Annotated in this window: 20 protein-coding genes; 14 read left to right on the top strand and 6 right to left on the bottom strand. The window is 66.2% G+C overall.

Annotated features, from left to right (window positions below; translation table 11 throughout):
* The first annotated feature begins 2 nt into the window (after window positions 1-2).
* The 4 genes from NI1_RS32595 to NI1_RS32580 all read left to right on the top strand — a co-directional run bounded on the left by NI1_RS32595 (window position 3) and on the right by NI1_RS32580 (window position 4,819).
* Complete coding sequence (locus NI1_RS32595; RefSeq protein ID WP_245663526.1) at window positions 3-836, top strand: SGNH/GDSL hydrolase family protein; 834 nt, start codon at window positions 3-5, stop codon at window positions 834-836.
* A 76-nt stretch (window positions 837-912) separates the two neighbouring features.
* The gene (locus tag NI1_RS32590; RefSeq protein WP_067829254.1) at window positions 913-1,542 is read left to right on the top strand and encodes a TetR/AcrR family transcriptional regulator; all 630 of its coding nucleotides are present in this window, start codon (window positions 913-915) and stop codon (window positions 1,540-1,542) included.
* Window positions 1,543-1,708: 166 nt separating this feature from the next.
* On the top strand, window positions 1,709-3,358 hold the full coding sequence (locus NI1_RS32585; protein ID WP_218026852.1) for a carboxylesterase/lipase family protein: 1,650 nt from the start codon (window positions 1,709-1,711) through the stop codon (window positions 3,356-3,358).
* A gap of 405 nt (window positions 3,359-3,763) precedes the next feature.
* Complete coding sequence (locus NI1_RS32580) at window positions 3,764-4,819, top strand: poly(ethylene terephthalate) hydrolase family protein (protein ID WP_245663508.1); 1,056 nt, start codon at window positions 3,764-3,766, stop codon at window positions 4,817-4,819.
* 1,084 nt (window positions 4,820-5,903) lie between these two features.
* Here NI1_RS32580 and NI1_RS32575 read toward each other — a convergent pair.
* Window positions 5,904-7,325: a hypothetical protein gene (locus tag NI1_RS32575; RefSeq protein ID WP_157535456.1), complete on the bottom strand. Its 1,422-nt coding sequence runs from the start codon at window positions 7,323-7,325 to the stop codon at window positions 5,904-5,906.
* A 536-nt stretch (window positions 7,326-7,861) separates the two neighbouring features.
* Here NI1_RS32575 and NI1_RS32570 point away from each other — a divergent pair.
* The 6 genes from NI1_RS32570 to NI1_RS32545 all read left to right on the top strand — a co-directional run bounded on the left by NI1_RS32570 (window position 7,862) and on the right by NI1_RS32545 (window position 12,622).
* Entirely contained in the window at window positions 7,862-8,467 is a 606-nt protein-coding gene (locus NI1_RS32570; RefSeq protein ID WP_067828768.1) for a TetR/AcrR family transcriptional regulator, read from the top strand.
* Between the two features lie 387 nt (window positions 8,468-8,854).
* Window positions 8,855-9,199 carry a YidH family protein gene (locus tag NI1_RS32565; protein ID WP_067828765.1) on the top strand — a complete coding sequence of 115 codons (345 nt, stop codon included), beginning with the start codon at window positions 8,855-8,857 and terminating at the stop codon, window positions 9,197-9,199.
* Window positions 9,196-9,504 carry a DUF202 domain-containing protein gene (locus NI1_RS32560; RefSeq protein WP_067828762.1) on the top strand — a complete coding sequence of 103 codons (309 nt, stop codon included), beginning with the start codon at window positions 9,196-9,198 and terminating at the stop codon, window positions 9,502-9,504. Before NI1_RS32565 ends, NI1_RS32560 begins: the two co-directional genes overlap by 4 nt.
* Entirely contained in the window at window positions 9,501-10,457 is a 957-nt protein-coding gene (locus NI1_RS32555) for a formylglycine-generating enzyme family protein (RefSeq protein WP_084524102.1), read from the top strand. The genes NI1_RS32560 and NI1_RS32555 overlap by 4 nt, the downstream gene beginning before the upstream one ends.
* 38 nt (window positions 10,458-10,495) lie before the next feature.
* Window positions 10,496-11,947: a sulfatase-like hydrolase/transferase gene (locus tag NI1_RS32550; RefSeq protein ID WP_067828759.1), complete on the top strand. Its 1,452-nt coding sequence runs from the start codon at window positions 10,496-10,498 to the stop codon at window positions 11,945-11,947.
* Between the two features lie 36 nt (window positions 11,948-11,983).
* On the top strand, window positions 11,984-12,622 hold the full coding sequence (locus NI1_RS32545; RefSeq protein WP_067828757.1) for a DUF3159 domain-containing protein: 639 nt from the start codon (window positions 11,984-11,986) through the stop codon (window positions 12,620-12,622).
* Between the two features lie 61 nt (window positions 12,623-12,683).
* Here NI1_RS32545 and NI1_RS32540 read toward each other — a convergent pair whose 3' ends face one another.
* The 3 genes from NI1_RS32540 to NI1_RS32530 form a co-directional block, all read right to left on the bottom strand.
* Window positions 12,684-13,727, bottom strand: a complete 1,044-nt coding sequence (locus tag NI1_RS32540; protein ID WP_084524101.1) for a 3-oxoacyl-ACP synthase III family protein — start codon at window positions 13,725-13,727, stop codon at window positions 12,684-12,686.
* On the bottom strand, window positions 13,724-15,595 hold the full coding sequence (locus tag NI1_RS32535) for a ThiF family adenylyltransferase (RefSeq protein ID WP_084524100.1): 1,872 nt from the start codon (window positions 15,593-15,595) through the stop codon (window positions 13,724-13,726). Before NI1_RS32535 ends, NI1_RS32540 begins: the two co-directional genes overlap by 4 nt.
* 272 nt (window positions 15,596-15,867) lie before the next feature.
* A complete protein-coding gene (locus NI1_RS32530) occupies window positions 15,868-17,118 on the bottom strand; it encodes an amidohydrolase (RefSeq protein ID WP_174564542.1) in 1,251 nt (416 codons plus the stop codon).
* Between the two features lie 210 nt (window positions 17,119-17,328).
* On the opposite strand from NI1_RS32530, the gene NI1_RS32525 reads away from it, so the two are divergent.
* Complete coding sequence (locus NI1_RS32525; protein ID WP_157535455.1) at window positions 17,329-18,120, top strand: SAM-dependent methyltransferase; 792 nt, start codon at window positions 17,329-17,331, stop codon at window positions 18,118-18,120.
* Between the two features lie 39 nt (window positions 18,121-18,159).
* Here the strand turns inward: NI1_RS32525 and NI1_RS32520 are convergent, their stop codons facing one another.
* The gene (locus NI1_RS32520) at window positions 18,160-18,528 is read right to left on the bottom strand and encodes a low affinity iron permease family protein (RefSeq protein ID WP_084524099.1); all 369 of its coding nucleotides are present in this window, start codon (window positions 18,526-18,528) and stop codon (window positions 18,160-18,162) included.
* Between the two features lie 211 nt (window positions 18,529-18,739).
* Here NI1_RS32520 and NI1_RS32515 point away from each other — a divergent pair, with 211 nt between their 5' ends.
* The 3 genes from NI1_RS32515 to NI1_RS32505 all read left to right on the top strand — a co-directional run bounded on the left by NI1_RS32515 (window position 18,740) and on the right by NI1_RS32505 (window position 20,746).
* On the top strand, window positions 18,740-19,540 hold the full coding sequence (locus NI1_RS32515) for a DUF4389 domain-containing protein (protein ID WP_067828750.1): 801 nt from the start codon (window positions 18,740-18,742) through the stop codon (window positions 19,538-19,540).
* Window positions 19,541-19,660: 120 nt separating this feature from the next.
* Complete coding sequence (locus NI1_RS32510; RefSeq protein WP_157535454.1) at window positions 19,661-20,044, top strand: hypothetical protein; 384 nt, start codon at window positions 19,661-19,663, stop codon at window positions 20,042-20,044.
* 66 nt (window positions 20,045-20,110) lie between these two features.
* Window positions 20,111-20,746: a nicotinamide mononucleotide transporter family protein gene (locus NI1_RS32505; RefSeq protein ID WP_067828738.1), complete on the top strand. Its 636-nt coding sequence runs from the start codon at window positions 20,111-20,113 to the stop codon at window positions 20,744-20,746.
* Here NI1_RS32505 and NI1_RS32500 read toward each other — a convergent pair.
* Window positions 20,730-21,389 carry an arsenate reductase ArsC gene (locus tag NI1_RS32500; protein WP_067828737.1) on the bottom strand — a complete coding sequence of 220 codons (660 nt, stop codon included), beginning with the start codon at window positions 21,387-21,389 and terminating at the stop codon, window positions 20,730-20,732. The genes NI1_RS32505 and NI1_RS32500 overlap by 17 nt on opposite strands.
* Window positions 21,390-21,395 lie beyond the last annotated feature (6 nt).

Raw genomic sequence — 21,395 nt, 5'->3', positions numbered from 1 at the left:
CGATGCTGGCCGCGCTCGGTTTCGGATTCCCGGTGACCGGCACGGCAGCACCGGCTATGGACCCGATCGAGTATGTGAATCTCGGGGACAGTTTCAGCGCCGGTGTCGGCCTGTTGCCGATCCAAGCGGGATCGCCGCTGTACTGTCGGCGCTCGACGCGGAACTTCGCTCATGTGATCGCCGAGCGGCGTGGCTACCGGCTGATCGACGTGAGCTGTGGCAGTGCCACCACCGAGGACCTGTATCGCCCGCAATTGCCCGGCGTAGCACCGCAATTGGATGCGGTGACGGCGACCACGAGGCTGATCACCCTCACCCTGGGCGGAAACAACAACGCTGTGTTCGCCGACAGCGTGGCCAAATGTGGACTCGCCTTCGCCTTAGAGCCCACACGAGACAGTCCCTGCCGAGACAGCTACGGGGACTACTTCGAGGCGGCCATCACCGCGCGCACCTACCCGGCACTGATACAAGCGCTCGAGGGCATTCACGCGAAGGCACCGCAGGCGCAGGTGATCATTGCCGGATACCCCTGGCTGGTGCCGCAGCAGGGCACCTGCTTCCCGGAAATGCCCATAGCCGCAGGCGATTACAGCTACTTCCGGGGTATTCAAGCGACCCTCAACGACACGGTGCGACGCGCGGCGCAGGCATCCGGGACCACCTACGTCGACATGTCAGCGGCTTCCGAGGGCCATGATGCCTGCCAACCGGCCGACCGCCGCTATGCCGAGCCGCTGATATTCGCCAACCAGTTCATGCCGCTGCATCCCAACGCCGCCGGGGAAACCGCCATCGCGGAGGAAATCGCGAAGGTCATCGACGACGGGGCCTAGCACGGCGCGCGGTATGCCGCGGACGTCTGCTGGCAGGATCGTCTGCGTGCTCACGCCGTCGGATACTGTCGATGCCGTGACGGCGGGAACCAGCGGACGGGTATACGGCGGACAGTTGGTGCAGCAGCGGCGCTCCGAACGCCGCCAGCAATTCCTCGCCGCCGGGTTGGAAGTCTTCGGCGAGGCAGGCTATCCAGCCAGCTCCATCAAATCGCTGTGTCAGGCTGCGGGTCTGGCGCGCGCCCAGTTCTACGAGCATTTCCACAACCGCGAGGACCTGTTCATTGCGGTGTACGACCTGATCCAGGACCAAGCCCGCCAAGCCGCAGAGGCAGCATCGGCCCAATCGGCAGGAGAGTCCGCCACAGAACGTGTACGGGCAGCGGTCGGGGCATACGCGGAGTCGGTCGGCCGAGACCCACGCCGCGCCAGGATCGCCTTCGTCGAATGCATCGGCATCAGCGAACGCGTGGAACAGCACCGGATCGGGCAGCGACTGGTGTGGAGTCGGTTCATGGAATCGGAGATGCGCAAAGCCTTCGGCCCGGACTTCGTCCCGACCGGAGGATTCACCGCGGCGACAACAGGATTCATCGGAGCACTGATGGCGTTGGTGCACCAGTGGAGCTCCGCCAGCTCCGACTCCGGGCTGTCCGACATCATCGACGTACTCACCCGCTTCCTGCTCAGCCTCGCCCCCCACTGAGGACAGCGCCGGTATCGATGAGATGCCTGGTGCACAGCCGGTCCACCAGCGCCGACTTCCGCCACCGCCGGTGAGACGCGATACGCAGCTCTTGCATTGATGAACGTCTGCGTCCAAGATTTGCTGTGGGCATCGGGGTCCATCCGAAACCGGCGTTTCGATCGCAGTGAGTGTCATCCGCACGAGGATCCTGAGAGGTGGTCGAGGGCGTATGGGTGACAGCCAGCAATGGACGCGCCGGGGGTGTCTTGGGCTCGGTCTCGGCGCGCTCGGTGTCGCGGCGCTGACCGCCTGCCACACCGGTTCAAGTAGTGGCGGCGGACCTGTCGTGCGTACCACCAAGGGGCAGGTTCGCGGAGTCACGGACAACGGTGTCAGCGTGTTCCGCGGCATTCCCTACGCACAACCGCCGGTCGGCGAGTTACGTTTCGCGGCACCGGTTCCCCACGCAGAATGGAGCGGCGTCACCGACGCCGACCAATTCGGCCCGCCACCGCCACAAACCCCTCTACCGACCTCGTCCACGGGATGGAAGGGCAGGCCGGATGCGTGGCTGACCCTGAATGTCTGGTCCCTCTCGATCGGGAACAACAGGCTGCCGGTCATGGTCTGGTTCTACGGCGGCGCATTCCAATCGGGCTCGTCCGCCGACCCGACCTTCGACGGTCGCATGCTGGCAAGGACCGGCGTGGTCGTGGTGACCGTCAACTATCGGGTGGCCGTGGAAGGCTTCACCATGATCGAGGGTTCGCCCGCCAACCGCGGCCTGCTCGACCAAGTCGCCGGGTTGCAGTGGGTGCGCGCGAACATCGCGGCGTTCGGTGGCGATCCGGGCAATGTCACGATCTTCGGCCAGTCGGCCGGTGCCTCCTCGGTCACGACCTTGATGACACTGCCCGCGGCGGCGGGCTTGTTTCATCGAGGGATAGCCGAAAGCGTCGCCGCACGATTGCAGACCCCACGACTCGCTGCCGATATCGCGGGGGCGATCGCGGGCCGAATACAGAGCCGGGCGACGCTCGAAGATCTCCGCGACGTCGACCCGCAACGACTAGCCGACGCGTACGGGGCAGTGGTCCACGATCTTCCGCAATATCAGGACCGCTGGGGCTATCGCATGGTGGTCGGTGGATCGCTGTCCGGACCGGTGGTCGACGGCTCCACAGTTCCCACCAGCCCTTGGAAAGCCCTGGCCGCCGGGATGGGGCGTGACATCGACCTGATCGTCGGACATACGCGCGACGAGTACAACTTGGCGATCGCCGCGGCTGGCGGCCCGTCTGCGGTCACCGCCACGCAGATCAGCGACGCCCTTCGATGGCTTCCTCCGGTACCCGATGGGGCCCTCGCCTACCGCGAGGCATATCCGGGCGCGGACGACGAAACGCTCTACCAACTGGCGTGCTCGGATTCCATCTATCGAATGCCGAGTCTGCATATCGCCCAAGCACATACAGTCGGCGGCGGTCGAACGTATCTGTACGAGTTCGCATTCGGTGCGTCCGTGGATGGTGCGGCGCATACCACGGAGATCCCCTTGGTCTTCGGCACTCTCGACAGCCCGAACGGAACGAAACTTTACGGATCCACGCCGACGGCCGCGACCGTGACGCTCGGCGACGCCATGCGCGCCGCGTGGACCTCGTTCGCCGCACGAGGTGAAGCCGGTTGGCCCGCTTACTCGCCCGACGTACAACCCACCCAGATATTCGACGCGGCCTCGAGGGTCGCCCCATACCCCGAACAGAACTCGGAACGAATCTGGGCGAACTGTTCGTTCGATGCCGCCGACCTACAACTCGGCACTCAGCGCTAGCCCGTTCTATCCGGTTGTCCAGTGCTCGTCTCGGACGAACGCTTCATCTCCGGCGCATTCCGCGCGGACGAGCAATGGATGGCGCGCCGCTCGGATGTGCCCTGACGGGCTGTTTATGCTCGGCGAGACCCGCCTGCGGTACCGGCGGGAGTGCTCGCGGAGGGCGGGCGTCGCACGTCGCGGCGCGAGGGTGGTTCGCCAGTCATGGTTCTCCAAGGATCGACTGCATGCGCCCGGTGATCGGAATACGATGCGCGGCACCGACATACGGATTGATCCCGCTTCGCTGTGACATCGCCTCCGAGTCGATGGCGTCACCATCGGCCGCATGTTGTGGTGTAAGACACGTGCGTCTATCATTGCGCCAACACTTGGACACAGACGTCCAACTTTAGGAGCAGTGGAATGAAGCAAGCTCTGGCAACAGCGCTGTTCGCCATGTCGGCGGCGGTCGTCATGTCGTCCTTCACCGCGGCGGCGGCACCGCTGGACCCGAACGCCCCACCCGAGCCGAGCCCCGGCATCCTGGGCATGGTGTACCCGGCAACAGTGCAGGGCCCGATCCACGCCACCTTCGCCCAACCCGGCCCGCACACGGTGGCAGCCACCCAGCAGATACATCCATGTGACGACATCGGATCCGTCATCCTCGGAACCGCGTACGAGTATCTCGGCGGTTTCAAGAACCTCGACGACGCGCTGTGCACCAGCTCATTCCCGCACGGCGCGAACTCGCCGTGGGGAATGCAGTACTACTATCCGACCGACCTCGCCCCCGGCGAACAAGCGCCTGTTGTTCAGTTTCAACCCGGGTTCACCGGCGATCCCGGCAACTACGACCAGGCCGCGCGGTTGTGGGCCAGCCGTGGATTCGTCGTCGCGATGCCCTACAACTTCATCGACATCTTCCCCACCGACCCATTGTGGGGATTGCAGGCACTGATCGGCGAGGAAGCCAAAACCGACTCCCCACTGCACGGTCACGTCGACTTCGGCCGCACGATCATCGGCGGCCATTCCGCCGGTGGCGAAGGCGCGTTCTGGGCCGCCGCCTATCTTCCGCCGCTCGAGAAGCAGATCGATCCCCGTCTGCACATCCTCGGCGTGCTCGGAGTCGCTCCCACTCCGGCGCCGACCGGGCCCGCGATCACGATTCCCGCGCTGATCATGACCGGCACCCGCGACGCCATCGTCTGGGACATCTTCGACCGCTGGGTCGGCTACAAAACCATCCTCTTCGGCCCCGCCTACATCGCCGCGACCATCAACGGCGAACACTTCAACATCACCGAGAACCTGAACAACAACGAAGACGCCGCACTCGCCACCGCCTGGATCGAACATCTCATCGGGGGCCACCCCGACGCTGACGCCGTGTTCGTCGGCCCCGGCTGGGGATTGTCCACCGACCCCGCGTTCACCTGGGTCGAGCGCAACCAACCCGCCGACCAGCTCCACTGAGCCCGGTTGCCGCCCGCGAAACGATCGAAGCAGGGGGTCCAAGGGCAGGGATCCGGCCCCGGGCCGCGCCAGCCCGCAACGCGGTCTGCAGCTGCCCCACGACGAACCAAGGACACTCCACAGTGGGAGTCGCCGCAGGCGGAGTTCGAGATCGCGACCGCCGAAGGCGCTGGAGGTGAAGCCCCTCGCGCGACGCCAAGCCGAGATGCCGCCCGGAGGCCGATGCCGATCACCTTCAGTTTCTGCTGCTGTTCAGGGCAAAATCGACTTCGATGACCAGTTGACCCACAAGAAGATGCTGGTCAGTCCTGTTCCCATCTATATGGTGCCCCGCCGGGGGCGCTGTCGGGGAGTGACCTGCGTACTTGGTGCCAGGTTCACTCTTACCCGTCCCGCACGACACTCAAACACCCAGGAACTTCGGCAGTAGAATCCGGGGATGGGGCAGGATCTCGACGCCATCCCAGAGTTGTTGGAAGACTTCGTAACCGAGCTGCCTACATCGTCTACACGCTCAACCGCATCAACCAACGGACCGGACGTCCGGTCACGCCCGAGTACGCGCACCGGCAGTACCGCAGCCTGCAACAGTTCCGCCGTTACCTGGAGACGGAGGGCATCCTCGTCGACAACCCCTTCGACAAGATGACACCCCCGCATGTGCCGGAGAAACCCATCCCGGTTCCCCCTATCGAGGACCTCCGCAAGCTGCTGAAAGAGTGTGAGGGCACGGATTTCGAGGCGCGGCGCGACACCGCGATTATTCGTCTGATGGCCGACATCGGCCCGCGCGACAGCGGAGAGCCGCGCAAGGACGCTCATCGGAAAGCCAGACTCGGCGATCAGCTGAGTAGCAAGCCAAAGCGCGGAAAGCTAATTTCACCCGCAGTGTCGGCCGCATCTTGTTCGGCCTCTCGGAGCACTGCCTCTGCGCCCCCGATTATTAGACGATCGTTGAATCGCTCAGGTTGGCCAACTGGTCGTAGTCGCGCGCGCATCGCCCTCACCGAATTGCTACTGAAGGCCGACTCCGCTGACGCCCGGTAGTCCTCGCCGAAGCCCGGCGCGGCGCGCCGGCCCGGTATCACTTGGCGATCAGGAATCGTCTTCCCGCACTGGATCGTTCCTCGACGGTGACGGTGCCCGACAAATGCTCTCCGTCGAGGGTCAGGGTACCGTTCTGTTGCGAGCCGAATTCGGGGGCGAGCAGGTAGAGATCGTAGTTATGGCCATCGAATTCGGTGGTGAATGCGGGCGCGTTCTTCACCGCGACTGTTCCTGACGCGGTCTTGTATTCGGCGTTCATTCCGCTGTAGACCTGCCGCGGTTTCTCGGCGATATCGATAAAGAATCTGCCTGGACTGTAGGTGCCCCGGGCTTCGGCCGGTAGCAGCAGGAAAGGCGCGGTGTTGTCCTCGTACGCGGTCAGCAGCGGGGCAACGGTCTGATCGACGATCTTCCGCTTTTCGTCACCGGACCGGGTGACCGCGGCGACCAGCTCCGGATCTGCTTGTTGCGGAACCGGTGTCACGCCGTCGAGCAGCACGTCGACCGGTGCGATGCCGGATTGGGCAATCATCTGCTGCCAGTCTCGGCGGTTTTGCTGCTGCAGGATGAGCCCGGCGGCACTGCCGATGGAATAGCTCTCCGAGTCGAGAGCGAAATACTTCGGAGGCATGGGGAAAGCCCCGTCGGCGACTTGCGCGCGATATTCGGCCGGATCGTCGGCGGTGGGCATCAGCAGTTCCGCGGCGGCCTCGATATAGCGTGCTGTGCCCTCGGTGATATCTGTTTCCCTGGCCGCGGCCACCTCATCGGGATAGCGCGCTTTCCATTGCTCGTTCCAATACGCGGCCGCGGCCAGTCGCTGGTCACGTTCGGCGGGTTCGAGCCAGGCCTGTCGTAATTCACGAACGAGGGACGCCCGCAGCACTCGCGGTTCATCCACAACGGGAAGGAGCGTGCCCCGCGCTTCCGTCCCGGCGGACGAACGGAGCGAAGGCCAAGCCCGATCCTTGTCACCGAGCTGTTGTGCGAAGAAATGGAAGGCCTCGTGCGTCGCGACCAGCGATATCAGGCGGGAAGCCTGAACGCCCGTCGCCTTCGCCATATCGGCCCAATCAGATTCGATCATGACAATGGCATTGTGCCCCTGCCACGACGCTTTGCCGTAGCCCTGCGAGGGTTTCCGCACGTTCTCTCGCGCGAGGTCATCCGCCGTGACGTCAACCGTCCGGTCGATGGTGATGACCTTTCCACCCTCTCCGGTAAAGAGGATCAATGCGTAATCGCTGTAATCCGCTCCGGGCCAGAGCGTCTTGATCTGCGGCCAGACGGCGGCGATATCGCGCTGAATCTCCGCGGCTGTTCCCTGCGCCGGCGCCTCGGCCGGGGTCCGGTTCGCTCCGAAGTGGTCGTGACCGTCGTTGGCACAACTCGAGACGAATACGGTCACGGCAAGCGCACCCGCGACCAATACGCTCCGGCGACGGATTTTCCACCTCATTGAAGTCTCCTTTTGAACTTGCGCGATCACCCCGCTGGTTACACGACACCCGACAATCGGACGCGCGGCGCGCTTGCGCCGATGATTTGTCCGCGAGACCGCCCCGTGTGGACGCTTCCACCCTGCCTGGTTCGGTTCCGCGCCCGAGAAATAGGAGATGCGGACATAAGGAGGTCGACCGGCTGATCGTCGTGCCCGCCGTGCTCGCGCACCGCCCTGTGTCGCGCGGGCTCACAGAAGTTTTGCGCCGGGTGCGTATCGATCCGACGCATTCGGCAGACAACCCGCCCAGAGATCTGAAACGATAGTGGGTCGGAAAGGAGTCGATTTCCTGCGCGCCGGAATCGATGCTGCTCATTGGCCATAACGCTTGTGACGGCTGCGGCTGCGGCCGGGTTTCGGCAGGCGAGGCAGTGTCCTTGGATGGCCGGGAATCGGCGGAACGTTCATTCGTGGATACCATGTCTACTACCAGCGATGCTGTCTGAAGCTGGTTATGCTCGGGCCGACCCGTGCTACACCAAGAAAGGTGCGCCGTGCCCCCGGAAGATCGTCGTGTCCGCCGCACCCGGCGCGCACTGCGTGACGCGCTCGTTTCGCTGTCCGTGGAGCGGGGGTACGCGAATGTCACCGTCGAAGACATCACCGAGCGTGCGGATTTGGGCCGGGCGACGTTTTATACACACTTCGCGGATAAGGACGCGCTGCTCGACAGTGTCGTGGGGGATGTGATCGCCGAGCTGAACGCTCGTTTGGAGCCGCTGGCGGATCTGGATGGGGTGGGCTTCACGGGTAAGCCGGTGCTGGAGGTCTTCCGGCATGCGCTCGAGGAGCGGGATACCTATCGCGTGATACTGCGGGGTGAAGGGGACGGCCGGGCGCTGCGGCGGTTCACCGAGGAGCGGACCGCTGCCGCGGCAGCTGCTTTCGCGGCCCGCGCCGCGAATTTGGGCGTGACGCCCAAGCTCGATCCCGCGCTCGTCGCCCGCGCGTGGGTGGGCGAGCAGATTTCGGTGCTGCAATGGTGGCTCGAAACCGATCCGCCGCCACTGCCTTTGGAACAGGTGGCGGATACGTTGCGCACGCTTTCGCTGCGTGGGCGGTATTGGGCGGCGGGGTTCGAGGGCGAACCGCCGGCCTGAGCGGTGGGCGGTCGCGGGGGCCGATTTCGCACGCGGTGAGCCCCCTCGGACCGCCGGCGCGAGCAGCAGGACGAGGATCGTCCTGAGCGCTCCGCGCTGCGGGTGATCGCTCATATTCTTCTCGGTTTGCTGCCGTGAGTCGCCGCCGCCGTTCCAGGCGCGGCGTGCAATGACACGGCGGCTATTGGTCGGCCGGACAGCCCGGCAGTGAAAGTCCCTGTCACACAGCCGTATCGGAGGCGCTCAGCGCTGGCCGCTGCTCAACCGCGCGCAAGTGCTCGTCAGCAGAGCCTAAGACTTCTCTGAGCGTTTCTAGACAGAGTGTCTAATTATGTGCATGATGACTAGTAACTAGCCGAATGGACCCGATTACGAAGGCACCTGAACATGTCAACCGAGCACGACGACGAGCCGCTGGACTACCGGTTCAGCCTGGCCAACGAGCGCACGTTTCTGGCTTGGATCCGCACCGCGCTCGGCCTGCTGGCCGGTGGGGTCGCTGTGCAGGCCCTCGCCGAACAGTTCTCGGGGCCGGGTGTGCGCCGGGTGCTGGCCATGGGCTGTGTGGGTCTGGCTCTCGTGATCGCGACCGCGGCTCACGGGCAATGGCGGCGCGTGGAAGCAGCGATGCGGCGCGGCGATCAGCTCCCGGCTTCGGCTCTGGTTCCCACGCTGGCCGTGGGCGTCACCGGCGTCGTGCTCGCTACGGGCGCCGCGGTACTGGTGTCATGACCCGGGTCGATACGTGGGGACCCGACACCGGGCTGGCCGTGGAGCGCACCGCGTTGGCATGGCGGCGTACCGCGCTCTCGGCGGCGGTCGCCGTCGCGGTTCTCGCGCACGCGAGGGCGGCCGGACCTACCGCGCCGATCACCACGGCGGCGGCCGGGGTGCTCGTCGTTGTCGCGGCTGCCTGCCGATTGCGAGATCGGGCGTTGCGGGCGCGCCGACCGCGACCCATCGGGGCTGTCGTCGCGGTGGTCGCGGCCGCCGTCACCTGCTCCGCGGCCACCGTGATGATCGGAATAGTTCTATGAATTGCTGTGCGCCACAACATGCTTCGACCGATGGATGGAATCCGTCCGAGCGGCCGGGCCGATCTGCGCCGCTCACCCTCGCGAGGACACCAAAGGACGAGACGGGCCTGAGCACGCGGCTGGTGACCTTGCCCGGCGGGCGGTTCCGTATGGGCAGCGAAGCGCCGGAGAGCTACCGCGACGACGGCGAGGGACCGGTACGGCCGATGGTGGTCGGCGCGTTCGAGATCGCGCCATATGCGGTCACCAATGAGCAGTTCGCCGAATTCGTCTCCGCCACCGGATATGTCAGTGATGCCGAGCACTTCGGCTGGTCCTATGTGTTCGCCGGGCTGCTGCCTGCCGCGCTGCGGCGCGGTGCTCGCCGGCCCGAACACACCCCGTGGTGGTGCGCGGTCCCGGGGGCGGGCTGGTCGACGCCGGAGGGACCCGGCAGTGACGTGACCGGGCGCGGCGATCACCCCGTCGTGCATGTGTCCTGGCATGACGCCCGGGCCTACTGTCGGTGGGCGGGCGCCCGGCTGCCGACCGAAGCCGAATGGGAGTTCGCCGCGCGCGGCGGCCTGGATCAGGCTCGCTATCCATGGGGCGATGAGCTCGCACCCGATGGTGTGCACCGCTGCAACATCTTTCGCGGGCGCTTCCCGACCCATAACACCGCCGAGGACGGCTACCGCAGCACCGCACCCGTGAATGCATTCGCGCCGAACGGGTTCGGCCTCTACAACATGGTCGGCAACGTCTGGGAATGGTGCGCCGACGCGTGGCGCACCGACCATTCCGGCGATCCGGTGATCGACTCTCGCGGGCGAGCGGACGACCGGACCCGAGTGCTGCGCGGCGGGTCGTACCTGTGCCACGACAGCTACTGCAATCGCTATCGCGTCGCCGCCCGCATCCACAACTCTCCCGAATCCACCAGCGGCAACACCGGATTCCGCGTCGCCCGCTGACCGATACCACCCGAAACACTCCGAAGGGACCTCACCCCGTGTCCGAACAGCCGATGAACGTGCTGATCGTCATGTCCGATCAGCACAATCCCAAAATCCTTGGTGCCGCCGGGAATTCGCTCGTGCACACCCCGAACATGGATGCTCTCGCCGCGCGCGGGACCCGCTTCGACGCCGCCTACTGCGCCAGCCCCATCTGCGTGCCTTCCCGCGCCTCGGTCGCCACCGGCCTGTATCCCCATCAGACGGGGTACTGGGACAACGCCATGGGGTACGACGGCGCGGTGCCGAGCTGGGGTCACGAATTGCAGCGGGCGGGGCGCCGGGTGGAATCGATCGGAAAGCTGCACTACCGCAACGCTTCCGATCCGACCGGCTTCGACCGGCAGCAGTTGCCGATGCATCTCAAGGATGGCATCGGCCAGGTGTGGGGTTCGGTGCGTGATCCGCTGCCGCGGCGGGACAACGCGCCGCTGATGGTCAGTATCTCCGGCGGCGCCGACTCCGACTACACCCGCTACGACGCCGCGGTCACCGACCGCACCTGTGCCTGGCTGACCGATCCGGCCAACCGGAGTGAGCCCTGGGTGCTCTATGCCGGATTGCTGGCCCCGCACTTCCCCTACCTCGCGCCGCCGCGATTCTTCGAGATGTACGACCCCGACCGGATGCCGGTACCGACGATGCGCCCCGAGCACGGTCACGCTCGCCATCCCTGGGTGCAAACCTTCGCCGATGTGCTGCCCGGACTCGACGACTCCAACACCGAACAGGAGCGGCGGCGCGCGGCGGCGGCGTATTACGGGCTGGTCAGCTACCTGGACCACAATCTCGGTCGCATTCTGGACGCCCTCGAGGCCAGCGGACAGGCCGAGAACACGCTGGTGGTGTACACCAGCGACCACGGCGACATGGTGGGCAGCCGCGGGCTGTGGGGTAAATCGTTGATGTACACCGAATCGGCCGGTGTGCCGCTCATCGTGGCCGGTCCGGGAATCGCGGCGGGCTCAGTATGCGAGACTCCCGCGAGCCTGGTGGACCTGTACCCGACCATCCTCGATGCGGCCGGGGTCGAATCGACCGCGAGCCCACAGCGGCCGGGACGATCGCTGCTGGAACTGGCGGCCGCGGATGCCGACACCGAGCGCGTGGTTTTCAGCGAATACCACGCCATGGGTGCGCCGAGCGCGGCATATCTGGTCCGCAAAGGCCGTTTCGTCCTGCATCACTACGTCGGGTTCGAGCCCGAGTTGTACGACCTGGCAACAGATCCCGATCAGCGGACGGATTTGGCGGCCGACCCCGGCTACACGGCGGTGGTCGCCGACCTCACCGCCGAATTGGCCGCCGTGCTGACTCCCGATACCGCCGAGTCGGTCGACAAGCGAGCCAAAGCCGACCAGTCCGCACTGGTCGAACGCTTCGGAGGCCCGGCCACGGCCGCCACGGTCGGCACCCCCGGCGAAACGCCGCCGCCGGCCGTCGACTGACTCCACCCCATCCGGCTCACCGAAGGCGCTGACCCCGTGAACAATCCGCTCACATCCGAGAACGATCCACCCCGCCGGACATCTTCCGGCGCGGCCGAACTGCGCGCCCAGTTACGCGATATGGGCGGCGCCCGCCACCTGATCGACGGCGCCGCACCCGTTCTCGGCTATATCGCCGGCTACCAACTGCACGGCGTTCTCACCGGCATCCTCGTCGCGATCCTGGCCGCGCTGACCGTCGCGGGCCTGCGCCTGCGCCACGGCGACCGCCCGAAAGTGGTCGCCGCCTCGACCGTCCTGGTGCTGGTGTTCTCCGCCATGGCCGCGACCACCGGAGAAGGCCGCGACTTCTTCCTACCGCCACTGATCCTGTACACGGTCCTGACACTCGTCTTCGGCGCCAGCTTGTTCACGCCCACACCCCTCACCCTCCCCATCTGCCGCCGAACCCGCGCCGAACCCGCCACCCACCCGGCCCCGGCGTCCCGAATTCGCCTGCACCGCCGAGTAACCGCAGCCTGGATGATCTTCTGCCTGGCCCACATCCTGATCATGGGCCCGGTCTACCTCGCCAACAACGTGGTCCTACTCGGAACCCTCGCACTCGTCCTCAACAAACCCATGCTGGTCGCCGCCATCGCAGGCACCTGGGTGTGGGTCCGCCGCACCACATAACCCCTCGTTTCCTTCCTGGACGCCTGGTCCCGCATAGGCACGCGACCAGGCGCTGATCCAATCAGTGACGGAAACAGAGTGTCCCCCATTGGAATCCGGCTCCGATGGCGGAGAGGAGGAAGGTGTCGCCGGGGTGGAGGCGGTGTTCGGTGCGGGCTTGGTGAAGGGCGGTGAGGACGCCGGCGGAACCGGTGTTGCCGAGTTTGTCGAGGGTGATGGGTGCACGGTGCATCGGGACGTCGAGTTCGGTCATGGCGGCCGTGAGGATGTTCAGGTTGGCCTGGTGGAGGAAGAAGTGGTCGATGTCGGTGACGGTCAGGCCGGCGTGGGCGGCGGCGGTGCGGATGCTGTGCGGCAGTTGGGTTGTGGCTGTTTCCCAGACCGCTCGGCCGTCCATACGGAGGTAGTGCTCGCGGGCGGCGACGGTCAGATCGGTGGTCGGCATCCGGGAGCCGCCTGCTCTGACCTCCACGCTGTGTGACAGTTGGGATCCGAAGTCCCAGGACAGCATTCCGGCGCCAGGGGTTTCGGTGCGGGTCAGGACGATGGCGGCTGCGGCGTCGCCGAAGAAGACGCCGGTGGTCCGATTGCGGGGGTCGGTGATGCGGGAGGCGCAGTCGGCCGCGATGACCAGCACGGCGCGGGCTGAGACCTTCAGCAGGTGGGCGGCGAGCAGGATCGCTTGCAGGGCGTTCGCGCAGGCGGCCTGGGTGATGTCGATCGGAAGGGCGCGGTCGGCGCCGATGCGTTCCTTGACCATCAGCGCGGTGGAGGGGAGGGGTTGGTCGTAGGTGTAGGTCGCGACGATGACGGCGTCGAGTTCGGCGGGGGCGATTCCGGCGTCGGCGAGTGCCGAGGGGGCTACCGCGGCGCACATGTCCGAGACCGCCAAATCCGGTGCGAGGCGGCGGCGTTCGCGGATGCCGGTGCGGCTGACGATCCACTCGGCCGAGGTGTCCAGTGTTTCGGTGAGTTCGGCATTGGTGACGATGGTGGCGGGCAGGTGGATGCTCGAGCCCGAGACCGTTACCGGCAGCGGGCGGGCGAGCGTCGACCGGAGAGATGCGGGATGCGGCTGCTCGATCGCCGCGCAGGTGGGGCTCATGCGCGGACCTCGTCGGAGGTGGTGGCGGTGTTGTGTTCGGGGCTGATCAGGAGGTCGAGGTCGACGTAGAAGCGGCCGGAGTCGCAGGGGGCGCCGAGCAGGATGCGGCGGGCGGCGGCGGTGACGAGCGCCCCGCCGAGCGCTACGTCGGAGGCGAGTTGCGGCCAGCTGCTCAAGGTTCGGCCGATTTCACCGAAGGAGGCGGCGAGTTCGGGGCTGATGCGGTCGGCGTCGACCATCGCGAGGATGAGGTCGGCTTTCGCTTGGGCGGTGAGCTCGCGCAAGTCATCGGCGCGCAGGTCACCGATGCGGCCGTGCAACAGGGGCCGATCGGGTTCGAGGTCGAAGCGCTCGATGTCGAGCATGCCGCGATCGTTGCAGTCCATGATGACCGGAATGCCCAGCGCGCGTGCGTATTCGCGGGCGGCGACCTTGACGTAAGGGGTGTCGCACTCTTCGACCAGCAGATCGATCGGGGTGTCGTCGCCCTGGAAGAACTCGGTCATGGTCTCGTCGGTGAGCCCGGCCGGGATGATCTCGATGTCCAGGTAGGGGTCGATCTCGTACATCTGGCGCGCGCACAACACCGCCTTGCCCAGGCCCACCTCGTGCACGCCCGCTCGCAGCCGGTTCATGTTCGACAGGCTCAATTCGTCGAAGTCGGCGAGGCGGAACGCACCGCCCACGCCCTCCAGCGCCAGGGTGACGGCGGCGCTGTTGCCGACCGAGAGGCCGATGATGCCGATGCGGTGCTCACGCAGCGAGCGTTGTTGCGGGCGTTGGATTTTCCCGCGATTGCGGTCGGCGCGGACGAGCCGGAACTCCTCGCGCGGCAGCACATGAACCAGGCGGCCGGACCAGGGATACCAGAACCAGCTGCCGTAGGCCCACGGCTCTACACCGGCCAGCTGCTCTTCTATCTTTCGCTCGAGTTCCGCACCGGTGTGGCGCAGTTGCGGTTCACGGCAACCGATCAGCTCGGCCAGCTGGGTGTCGATGGTGTCGTGCACCTCGGTGACCTGATCCGATTCGAGCAGCGCGGTCAGTGCCGCGTAGTCGGCGGCGTGTACGGGCTCGAGCAGCACCGGCTGCCACGCTTCGCGATCGGGAATACCGGCCGTGGTGAGAGCCGCGGGCGCGGGCGGATTCTCGGGTACCGCGGACAGCAGGGAGGCGGGATCGCCCTGCGCCAGCGCGGGGAAGCGGTCGCGCAGGGTGGCCACGAGTTCGGTGTATTCGCCCGCCCCTTCGGCGGTGCGGTGCAGCAGGATCACCACGTCCTCGGTGTATCGCTCGACGTAGCAACGAGTTCCGGGGACCGGATGGAATCCGAAGCGCCCGTGGAACCGGTCTTGGCCGTCCTTGGTGCCGGAGGTTCCGATCATGAGCTTGGCTCCGAGGTGGTGCGCCGCGCCGACCGCGAGCGCGTTCAGATACACGCCCAGTCCGAGTTTGCGCGCCCGATGCTCGACCACCAGCCGGCTGTGTTCGTAGGTGTCGGCGATCCCGGCCCCCTCGGCGGCGAGCAACTGCCGGTATCGCTCCTCGCCCAGGTGCGCGCGTGACTGGAACAGTTCACCCGTCTCCGGAGTCGACAGCCGGATGTAGCCCAGCACGGGGCCTGCGGGATGCCGGCGGGCAATGAAATGCCAAGCACCGTAATCCAATTCCTGGTCGTCGACGTGTGCGCCGCGCGCGTCGCGGAACTCCGGTCGCCGGCCGCGGTCGTAGAGGATCCGGGCGCGCAGTTCCCGTAACCGGCTCACCTCGTCCGAGTAACCGGTACCGCGCGGCGGTATCCGGAACGCTGAAACATGCCAGCGCACATCATGTTCGAGGTTACGGATATCACGTCGTGCGATAGACATGCGAGATCCGCCAGTTGCCGACAAGGCAAGGATCCTTTCCGGAGGTTCGTTCACTGAGTGTGAGTGACCACGAGGTCGATTGCTAGATATTAGCCAACTGAGGAGTCGCGGGTCGATTGCGGAAACCCTGCGGCGTGGCGTGAATCCGCCGAAACCAGGCCGAAGACCGGCAATTACGTCCCAGATTCGCCCGGAGCGCCCACCGCCGAGTCTGATTGCGGAGGATTAGCTATCCCAAATTCGATTGAATTGGCCGAATACGGCTGGTTCGGTCACCTCGACGCATCGGCGTCGAGCCAGGCCATGGCGGCCGCGGTGAAAGCCGTGACACCGCAGCTGAGAGCCGGTTCGGCGAGCGGCGCGAAGTGCGGCGAGTGGTTCATCGGGATATCGGCCTCGACGGTGCCCCGCCGTTGTGCCGCCGCGACTTTCGCGGGATCCGCACCGCCGAAGAACCAGAACGACAGCGGTGCGCCCGCGGCCTCGGCCAGCACCCCGACATCCTCGCTGGCGGGGAACGCGCCCATCTCCAGCACCCGCTCGGAGCCGAGCGCGGCGCACAGCGCGGCGCGGGTCTTGCCCAGTGCGACAGCATCGTTCACGGTGATGGGTAGCCGGGTCAGCTCTTCGATCGTCGGCGCCCGGTCCGCACCCGCGGCCTCCGCCTCCGCGCGCACGATCCGCCGCACCGCCGCGAGCACCCGGACTCGCACGTCGGTCGAGTACGTGCGGACGCTGACACCGAGCTGCGCCTCATCGGCGATGATGTTCTCCTTCGTGCCCGCGTGCAGGGTGCCCACCGTGACGACCGCCTGCTCCGTGCTGGCGATCTCACGAGACACGATGGTCTGCAAACGCAGCACGGTGGCCGCGGCCAGCACGATCGGATCGACCGTGGTCTCGGGGCGCGAACCGTGCCCGCCGCGGCCGTGCAGGGTGATCAGCAGACTGTCGTTCGCCGCGAGGATCGCGCCCGCGCGGGTCGCCACGGTGCCCACGGCGATCGGCAGGACATGCTGTGCCAGTACGACTTCCGGCTTTCCGAACCGCTCGAACAAGCCGTCGTCGACCATGGCCTGCGCGCCGGCGCCGATCTCCTCGGCGGGCTGGAACACACCCAGTACCGTTCCGGACCATCGATCCCGGACCGCCGCGAGCCGCTCGAGCGTGCCGAGCAGGCAGGCCGTGTGCATATCGTGTCCGCAGGCGTGCATGAGCGGCTGCCCGCTCTCCGGATCGGTGGCGACCGAGGCGTACGGCAGGCCGGTCTGTTCGCGGACCGGCAGCGCGTCCATATCCGCGCGCAGCAGGATCAACGGACCGGGCCCGTTCGCCAGCCGGGCCACCACACCGGTCCTGCCGACCCCCTCGGTGACCTCGTAGCCCAGCGCCTTCGCGTGCCGGGCCACCAGCGCCGCGGTGCGATGCTCGGCGAAGGAGAGTTCCGGATGGGCATGCAGGTCTCGGTACAGCTCCGCGAGATCGGCGGTGACGGGGGCGACGCGACTGTTGATCGGCGGCACCCTGCCAATGATCCCCCGCGCCGCGCGGAACAGGACGCTTTCCCGGTTTCTCCCGGAGGAAAATCGACACAACGGCCGAATCGACCACGAACCACCGGCGCCGAGCCTTCGGCATGTACCACTCTCTACGAAACCTCCCGGTACCCGAGGGCGCAGGACTACCCTGTGCCAATACTCATGTGCTCTTCAGGCGATCGAAGCGGTGATGGGATGGACACGGATCTCACGGCGAGTCAGCCCCACACCTCTCGCGTGTACGACTACTTCCTCGGCGGCAAGGACAATTACGAGGCCGATCTACAGGCCGCGGAGGAAATCCTGAAGGTATGGCCCGATATTCGGGTCGCCGCGCGGGTCAATCGGCAGTTCATGCAGCGCAGCACCCGGTTCCTGGCCGAGGCCGGGGTCCGGCAGTTCCTCGACATCGGCACCGGCATTCCGGCCGAGCCCAACCTGCACCAGGTCGCCCAGCAGGTCGCTCCGGACGCGCGCGTGGTCTACGTCGACAACGATCCGGTGGTGCTGGCGCATGCCCGCGCGCTGATGGCGGGCACCGCCCTCGGCGCGACCACCTACATCTACGGCGATGTCACAGAACCGAATTCGATTCTGAAGCCGCCGGAACTCTCCGAGTTCCTCGACCTGAGCCAGCCCGTCGGCTTGAGCATGATCGCGCTGCTGCACTTCGTCGAGGCCAGCGTCCCCGACATCCTGTCGACCTTTCTGGATGCGCTCGCCCCCGGCTCCTACCTCGCAATCTGCACCATCACAGCCGATTTCGCGCCGGAGTGCGTGCTGCGCGCCCAAGAGGTCTATCGCGTCCGCAACCTGCCCGCCCAGGTCCGCACCCGCGACGAAGTGGTCGGCTGGTTCGACGGCCTGGACCTGGTCGAGCCCGGCATCGTCCCGCCACACCGTTGGCGCACCGGGGACACCGCCGAGTTCACCCCCGCCTTCGACGCCAAGGTCTCGTGCTATTGCGGGGTAGCCCGCAAATCCTGATCGGCTCCTGGATATGGGGCACGGTGAGGACGCCACCCGTCATCGAAGCTCGGTGGGCGGATTCATCAGGTGGTCGTGCAGCCTCTCCTGCTCGTGCAGCTGCCGGTCCTCCAATTGGATGAACTCTTCGCGGGCACCGGTGGTGGCGCGCAGCAGTTCATCGAGTTTGGCCAGCACGGCATTATTGCTGCGATTGGCGGTGTGCTGGAGCAGGAACAGCATCAGCACGCTGATCAGGGCGGCCGAGCCGTAGACGGTGAGTTGCCACCACGGCGGGAAGCCGGTGACGGATCCGGCGACCACCGCCGCCGCGACCATGCCGGTGACGACGAGTGCGGCCCAGCGTGATCCAGCGATGCGCGTTGCCGTATCGGGTAGTGCGCTGAGGTATTGCTGTGCCTGCCACATCGCGGTCCTTCCGACACCAGCCGGCGGAATCGGCCCGGCTGCTGTACTCGAAAGAGATGCCACGGCAATCGAATCGCAAACGGGGGCGTGTTCCAATCGTTGTCTTTCTTCCAAGACACGCCCGAAACGGACATGGTATAGCGCGCCGGTATGCGACGCTGGCGCCTGAAGCGTCACCTGTCATTCCGGACCAGAAGGCGAGTGTGTCGTCATGGACAGTTCCACGAGCTGGCAGCCCATTCAGGAACCCACCGTCGAACTCGATGTTTTTCCGCCACAGCAGCAACGGCGCTGGACCGTACTGCTGCGCTTGATTCTGGCCATTCCGCAGTTGATCGTGCTGTGGGCGTTGGGAATCGCGGCCGCGGTGGTGGCGATCATCGGATGGTTCGGGGCATTGTTCACGGGCGCACTGCCGCAATGGGCGGGGGATTTCCTGCGCCAGTACGTGGCCTACAACGCCCGGGTCACCGGATATCTCATGCTGCTGGTGGATGCCTACCCGCCGTTCAAACTGGATGCGGGCGTGGATTATCCGGTGCGCGTGTGGTTTCCGGCTCCGACGCCGCTGAATCGGATGGCGGTGCTGTTCCGCTTCTTCCTGGCGCTGCCGATTCTCGTGCTCTCCAGCTTCTTCGCCTCCGGCTGGATGGTGATCGGCTTCGTGGTGTGGCTGATCGTGCTGATCACCGGGCGTATGCCGGGCGCCTTGTTCGAGGCCACCGCGGCGGTGCTGCGCATTCAGCTGCGCACCGAATCCTATTGGTACATGCTCACGCCGACCTATTTGAAGCAGATCTTCGGTGATGGGCCCGCACCGACGGCCGCCGCGCCTCAGCAATATGCCGCCGCCTCCCCCACCCGGCCACTGCTGGTGTCGCAGGGTGGGCGAATCCTGCTGTGGGTGATTCTCGTGCTGGGGATTCTGGCGAGCATCGGACAGAGCGTCGGCGGGTCCGTGACCGATGACGACAATACGGAAACCGTCTCCGGATACAGCCGAACCTATTGACCGCGGCCCGCGGCGAGACCGTGGCTATTTCTTCGAACACGAGAATTACCGGCGCGTAGCCGCATTGCCGGGTGCATGCTGGAATCAGCAGATTTCCAGCTGTTCGAAGGAGGTAGGGCCATGGTCAGAGTGACCGCGGTGAAGCCGAATGGAGAGCATTGGCATCCCCATCCCGGCGACGCCATCGAGGATGAGGGTGAATTTCCCGCGCTGGTGTTGTGCCTGCTCAGCGTGGTCGGCGTCGGATTGACGATCACGGCTGCCGCATACGGGTACCGGGGTTGGGCGCTACTGGGCGCGATCCTGTCCGCGGCCTTGCTGATCGGCGGGCTCTTGCTGATCAGGCTCGAGTATTTCCGCGAATTCAGCGCCGAGTTGCGCAAGGGCCGGCACGGGCACAACCCGCTGGTCGACGGGGAATGGCGGGGCGGGCGGCTCAGTTCCTGGCAGGTCCGGAAGATAAGGGCGGCACGGCGAATGCGCCCCACCACCGATCCGCGATGATGCGTCGGGACGGAATCGGCCGTCCCGTGCGTTGTGTGTGCGGAGTGGTGGAGGAGGTGCCCGAGGATGAACGCCGGGTTCGAGGTGTTCGGCGAGCACGTGTTGTGGACCGACGCGGTCGGCAATCTGCTGTCGCTGGCGGTGGTGTGGCTGGCCATGCGCAAGACCATGTGGACGTGGCCGGTGCAAATGGCCGGGGCCGCACTACTGCTCGCGGCGTCGCTGGATGCGCACGCGCCCGGTAACGCGCTCAAACAACTACTGTTCCTGGCGCTCGCCGGATACGGCTGGATGGCATGGGCGCGCGGTACCCGCGGGCACGGGGAGTTGGCGGTGCGCCCGGCCACCGCGCTGGAGCGCTGGACCCTGCTGGGGTCGATGGCGGGCGGCACGATCGTGGTGGCCGAGGCGTTCAAGCATCTGCCCTGGCTGCATATCGCCTGGTCGCCGTGGGCTAACGCCTATATTTTCGTCGGCTCCGCCATCGCGACCTTCGCGCAGAGCAGGGCGCTGGTGGATTTCTGGATCATCTGGATGCTGGTGGATCTGGTCGGGGTGCCGTTGGCGTTCAAATCCGGCCTGTACGCCTCGGGCGCGGTGTACGGCCTCTTCTTCGTGCTGGTGCTGGTCGGCTTCACCCGCTGGCGGCGGGAGTACCGGGGGCGCGTCCACCCGCCGGTGGAAGTCAGGAGTCGAGCGTAGGCGTCGTGATGAGCCCGAGGTTGATGGCCAGCCGATGCACCCGGACCTCGATCTCGTCGCGAATGGCGCGAATCTCCTCGATGGTCTGACTGGCCGGATCGGGCAGCGGCCACTGTTCGAAGCGGTGCCCGGTGACCAGCGGATCGGAGTCCCCGCACCCCATATCGACCACTACATCGGCGGCGCGCACGAATTCGTCGGTCCACGGTTTGGGGAATTCGGCGGAGATATCGATACCGCGTTCGGCCATGGCCGTCACCACCAACGGGTTGACCAGCACATTCGGCGCTGATCCGCCCGACCACCCGGAGGCTGCCGCCCCGACCAGATGATTGAAGAACCCCTGCGCCATCTGCGACCGCCCCGCATTGTGCGTGCAGACGAACAGCACCGCGGGCCCGGTCCGAATCGGCCTGCCGCCCGCCTTCGCGGCGGCGATCAGCCGTTCGCGAGCGAAGCGTTCCGCCAGTACCGGACGCTCCCCGGCGATAGTGGCCACCGCGGCCAATTGATCGTAGGAGGAGTCGAGAACCCGCTCGATGGTGGCGCTATCGAAGACGCCGGCGAACTCCGAACCCAATCGTGCCGCGGCCGCGGGCAATTCCGACCGTTGATCATCATCTGGGAACTCTTCCGGCGGCACGCCCCG

Origin of the sequence: Nocardia inohanensis NBRC 100128, from assembly GCF_001612945.1 — a bacterium.
Classification (GTDB): domain Bacteria; phylum Actinomycetota; class Actinomycetes; order Mycobacteriales; family Mycobacteriaceae; genus Nocardia; species Nocardia inohanensis.
The sequence above is the reverse complement of the archived record's forward strand: the minus strand, read 5'-3'. Positions and strand labels throughout refer to the sequence as shown.

Coding starts and splice junctions, on each gene's coding strand:
- NI1_RS32595 (WP_245663526.1), top strand. CDS start 3: ATGCTGGCCGCGCTCGGTTTCGGATTCCCGGTGACCGGCACGGCAGCA.
- NI1_RS32580 (WP_245663508.1), top strand. CDS start 3,764: ATGAAGCAAGCTCTGGCAACAGCGCTGTTCGCCATGTCGGCGGCGGTC.
- NI1_RS32575 (WP_157535456.1), bottom strand. CDS start 7,325: ATGAGGTGGAAAATCCGTCGCCGGAGCGTATTGGTCGCGGGTGCGCTT.
- NI1_RS32565 (WP_067828765.1), top strand. CDS start 8,855: ATGTCAACCGAGCACGACGACGAGCCGCTGGACTACCGGTTCAGCCTG.
- NI1_RS32560 (WP_067828762.1), top strand. CDS start 9,196: ATGACCCGGGTCGATACGTGGGGACCCGACACCGGGCTGGCCGTGGAG.
- NI1_RS32555 (WP_084524102.1), top strand. CDS start 9,501: ATGAATTGCTGTGCGCCACAACATGCTTCGACCGATGGATGGAATCCG.
- NI1_RS32540 (WP_084524101.1), bottom strand. CDS start 13,727: ATGAGCCCCACCTGCGCGGCGATCGAGCAGCCGCATCCCGCATCTCTC.
- NI1_RS32535 (WP_084524100.1), bottom strand. CDS start 15,595: ATGTCTATCGCACGACGTGATATCCGTAACCTCGAACATGATGTGCGC.
- NI1_RS32525 (WP_157535455.1), top strand. CDS start 17,329: ATGGACACGGATCTCACGGCGAGTCAGCCCCACACCTCTCGCGTGTAC.
- NI1_RS32520 (WP_084524099.1), bottom strand. CDS start 18,528: ATGTGGCAGGCACAGCAATACCTCAGCGCACTACCCGATACGGCAACG.
- NI1_RS32515 (WP_067828750.1), top strand. CDS start 18,740: ATGGACAGTTCCACGAGCTGGCAGCCCATTCAGGAACCCACCGTCGAA.
- NI1_RS32510 (WP_157535454.1), top strand. CDS start 19,661: ATGGTCAGAGTGACCGCGGTGAAGCCGAATGGAGAGCATTGGCATCCC.
- NI1_RS32505 (WP_067828738.1), top strand. CDS start 20,111: ATGAACGCCGGGTTCGAGGTGTTCGGCGAGCACGTGTTGTGGACCGAC.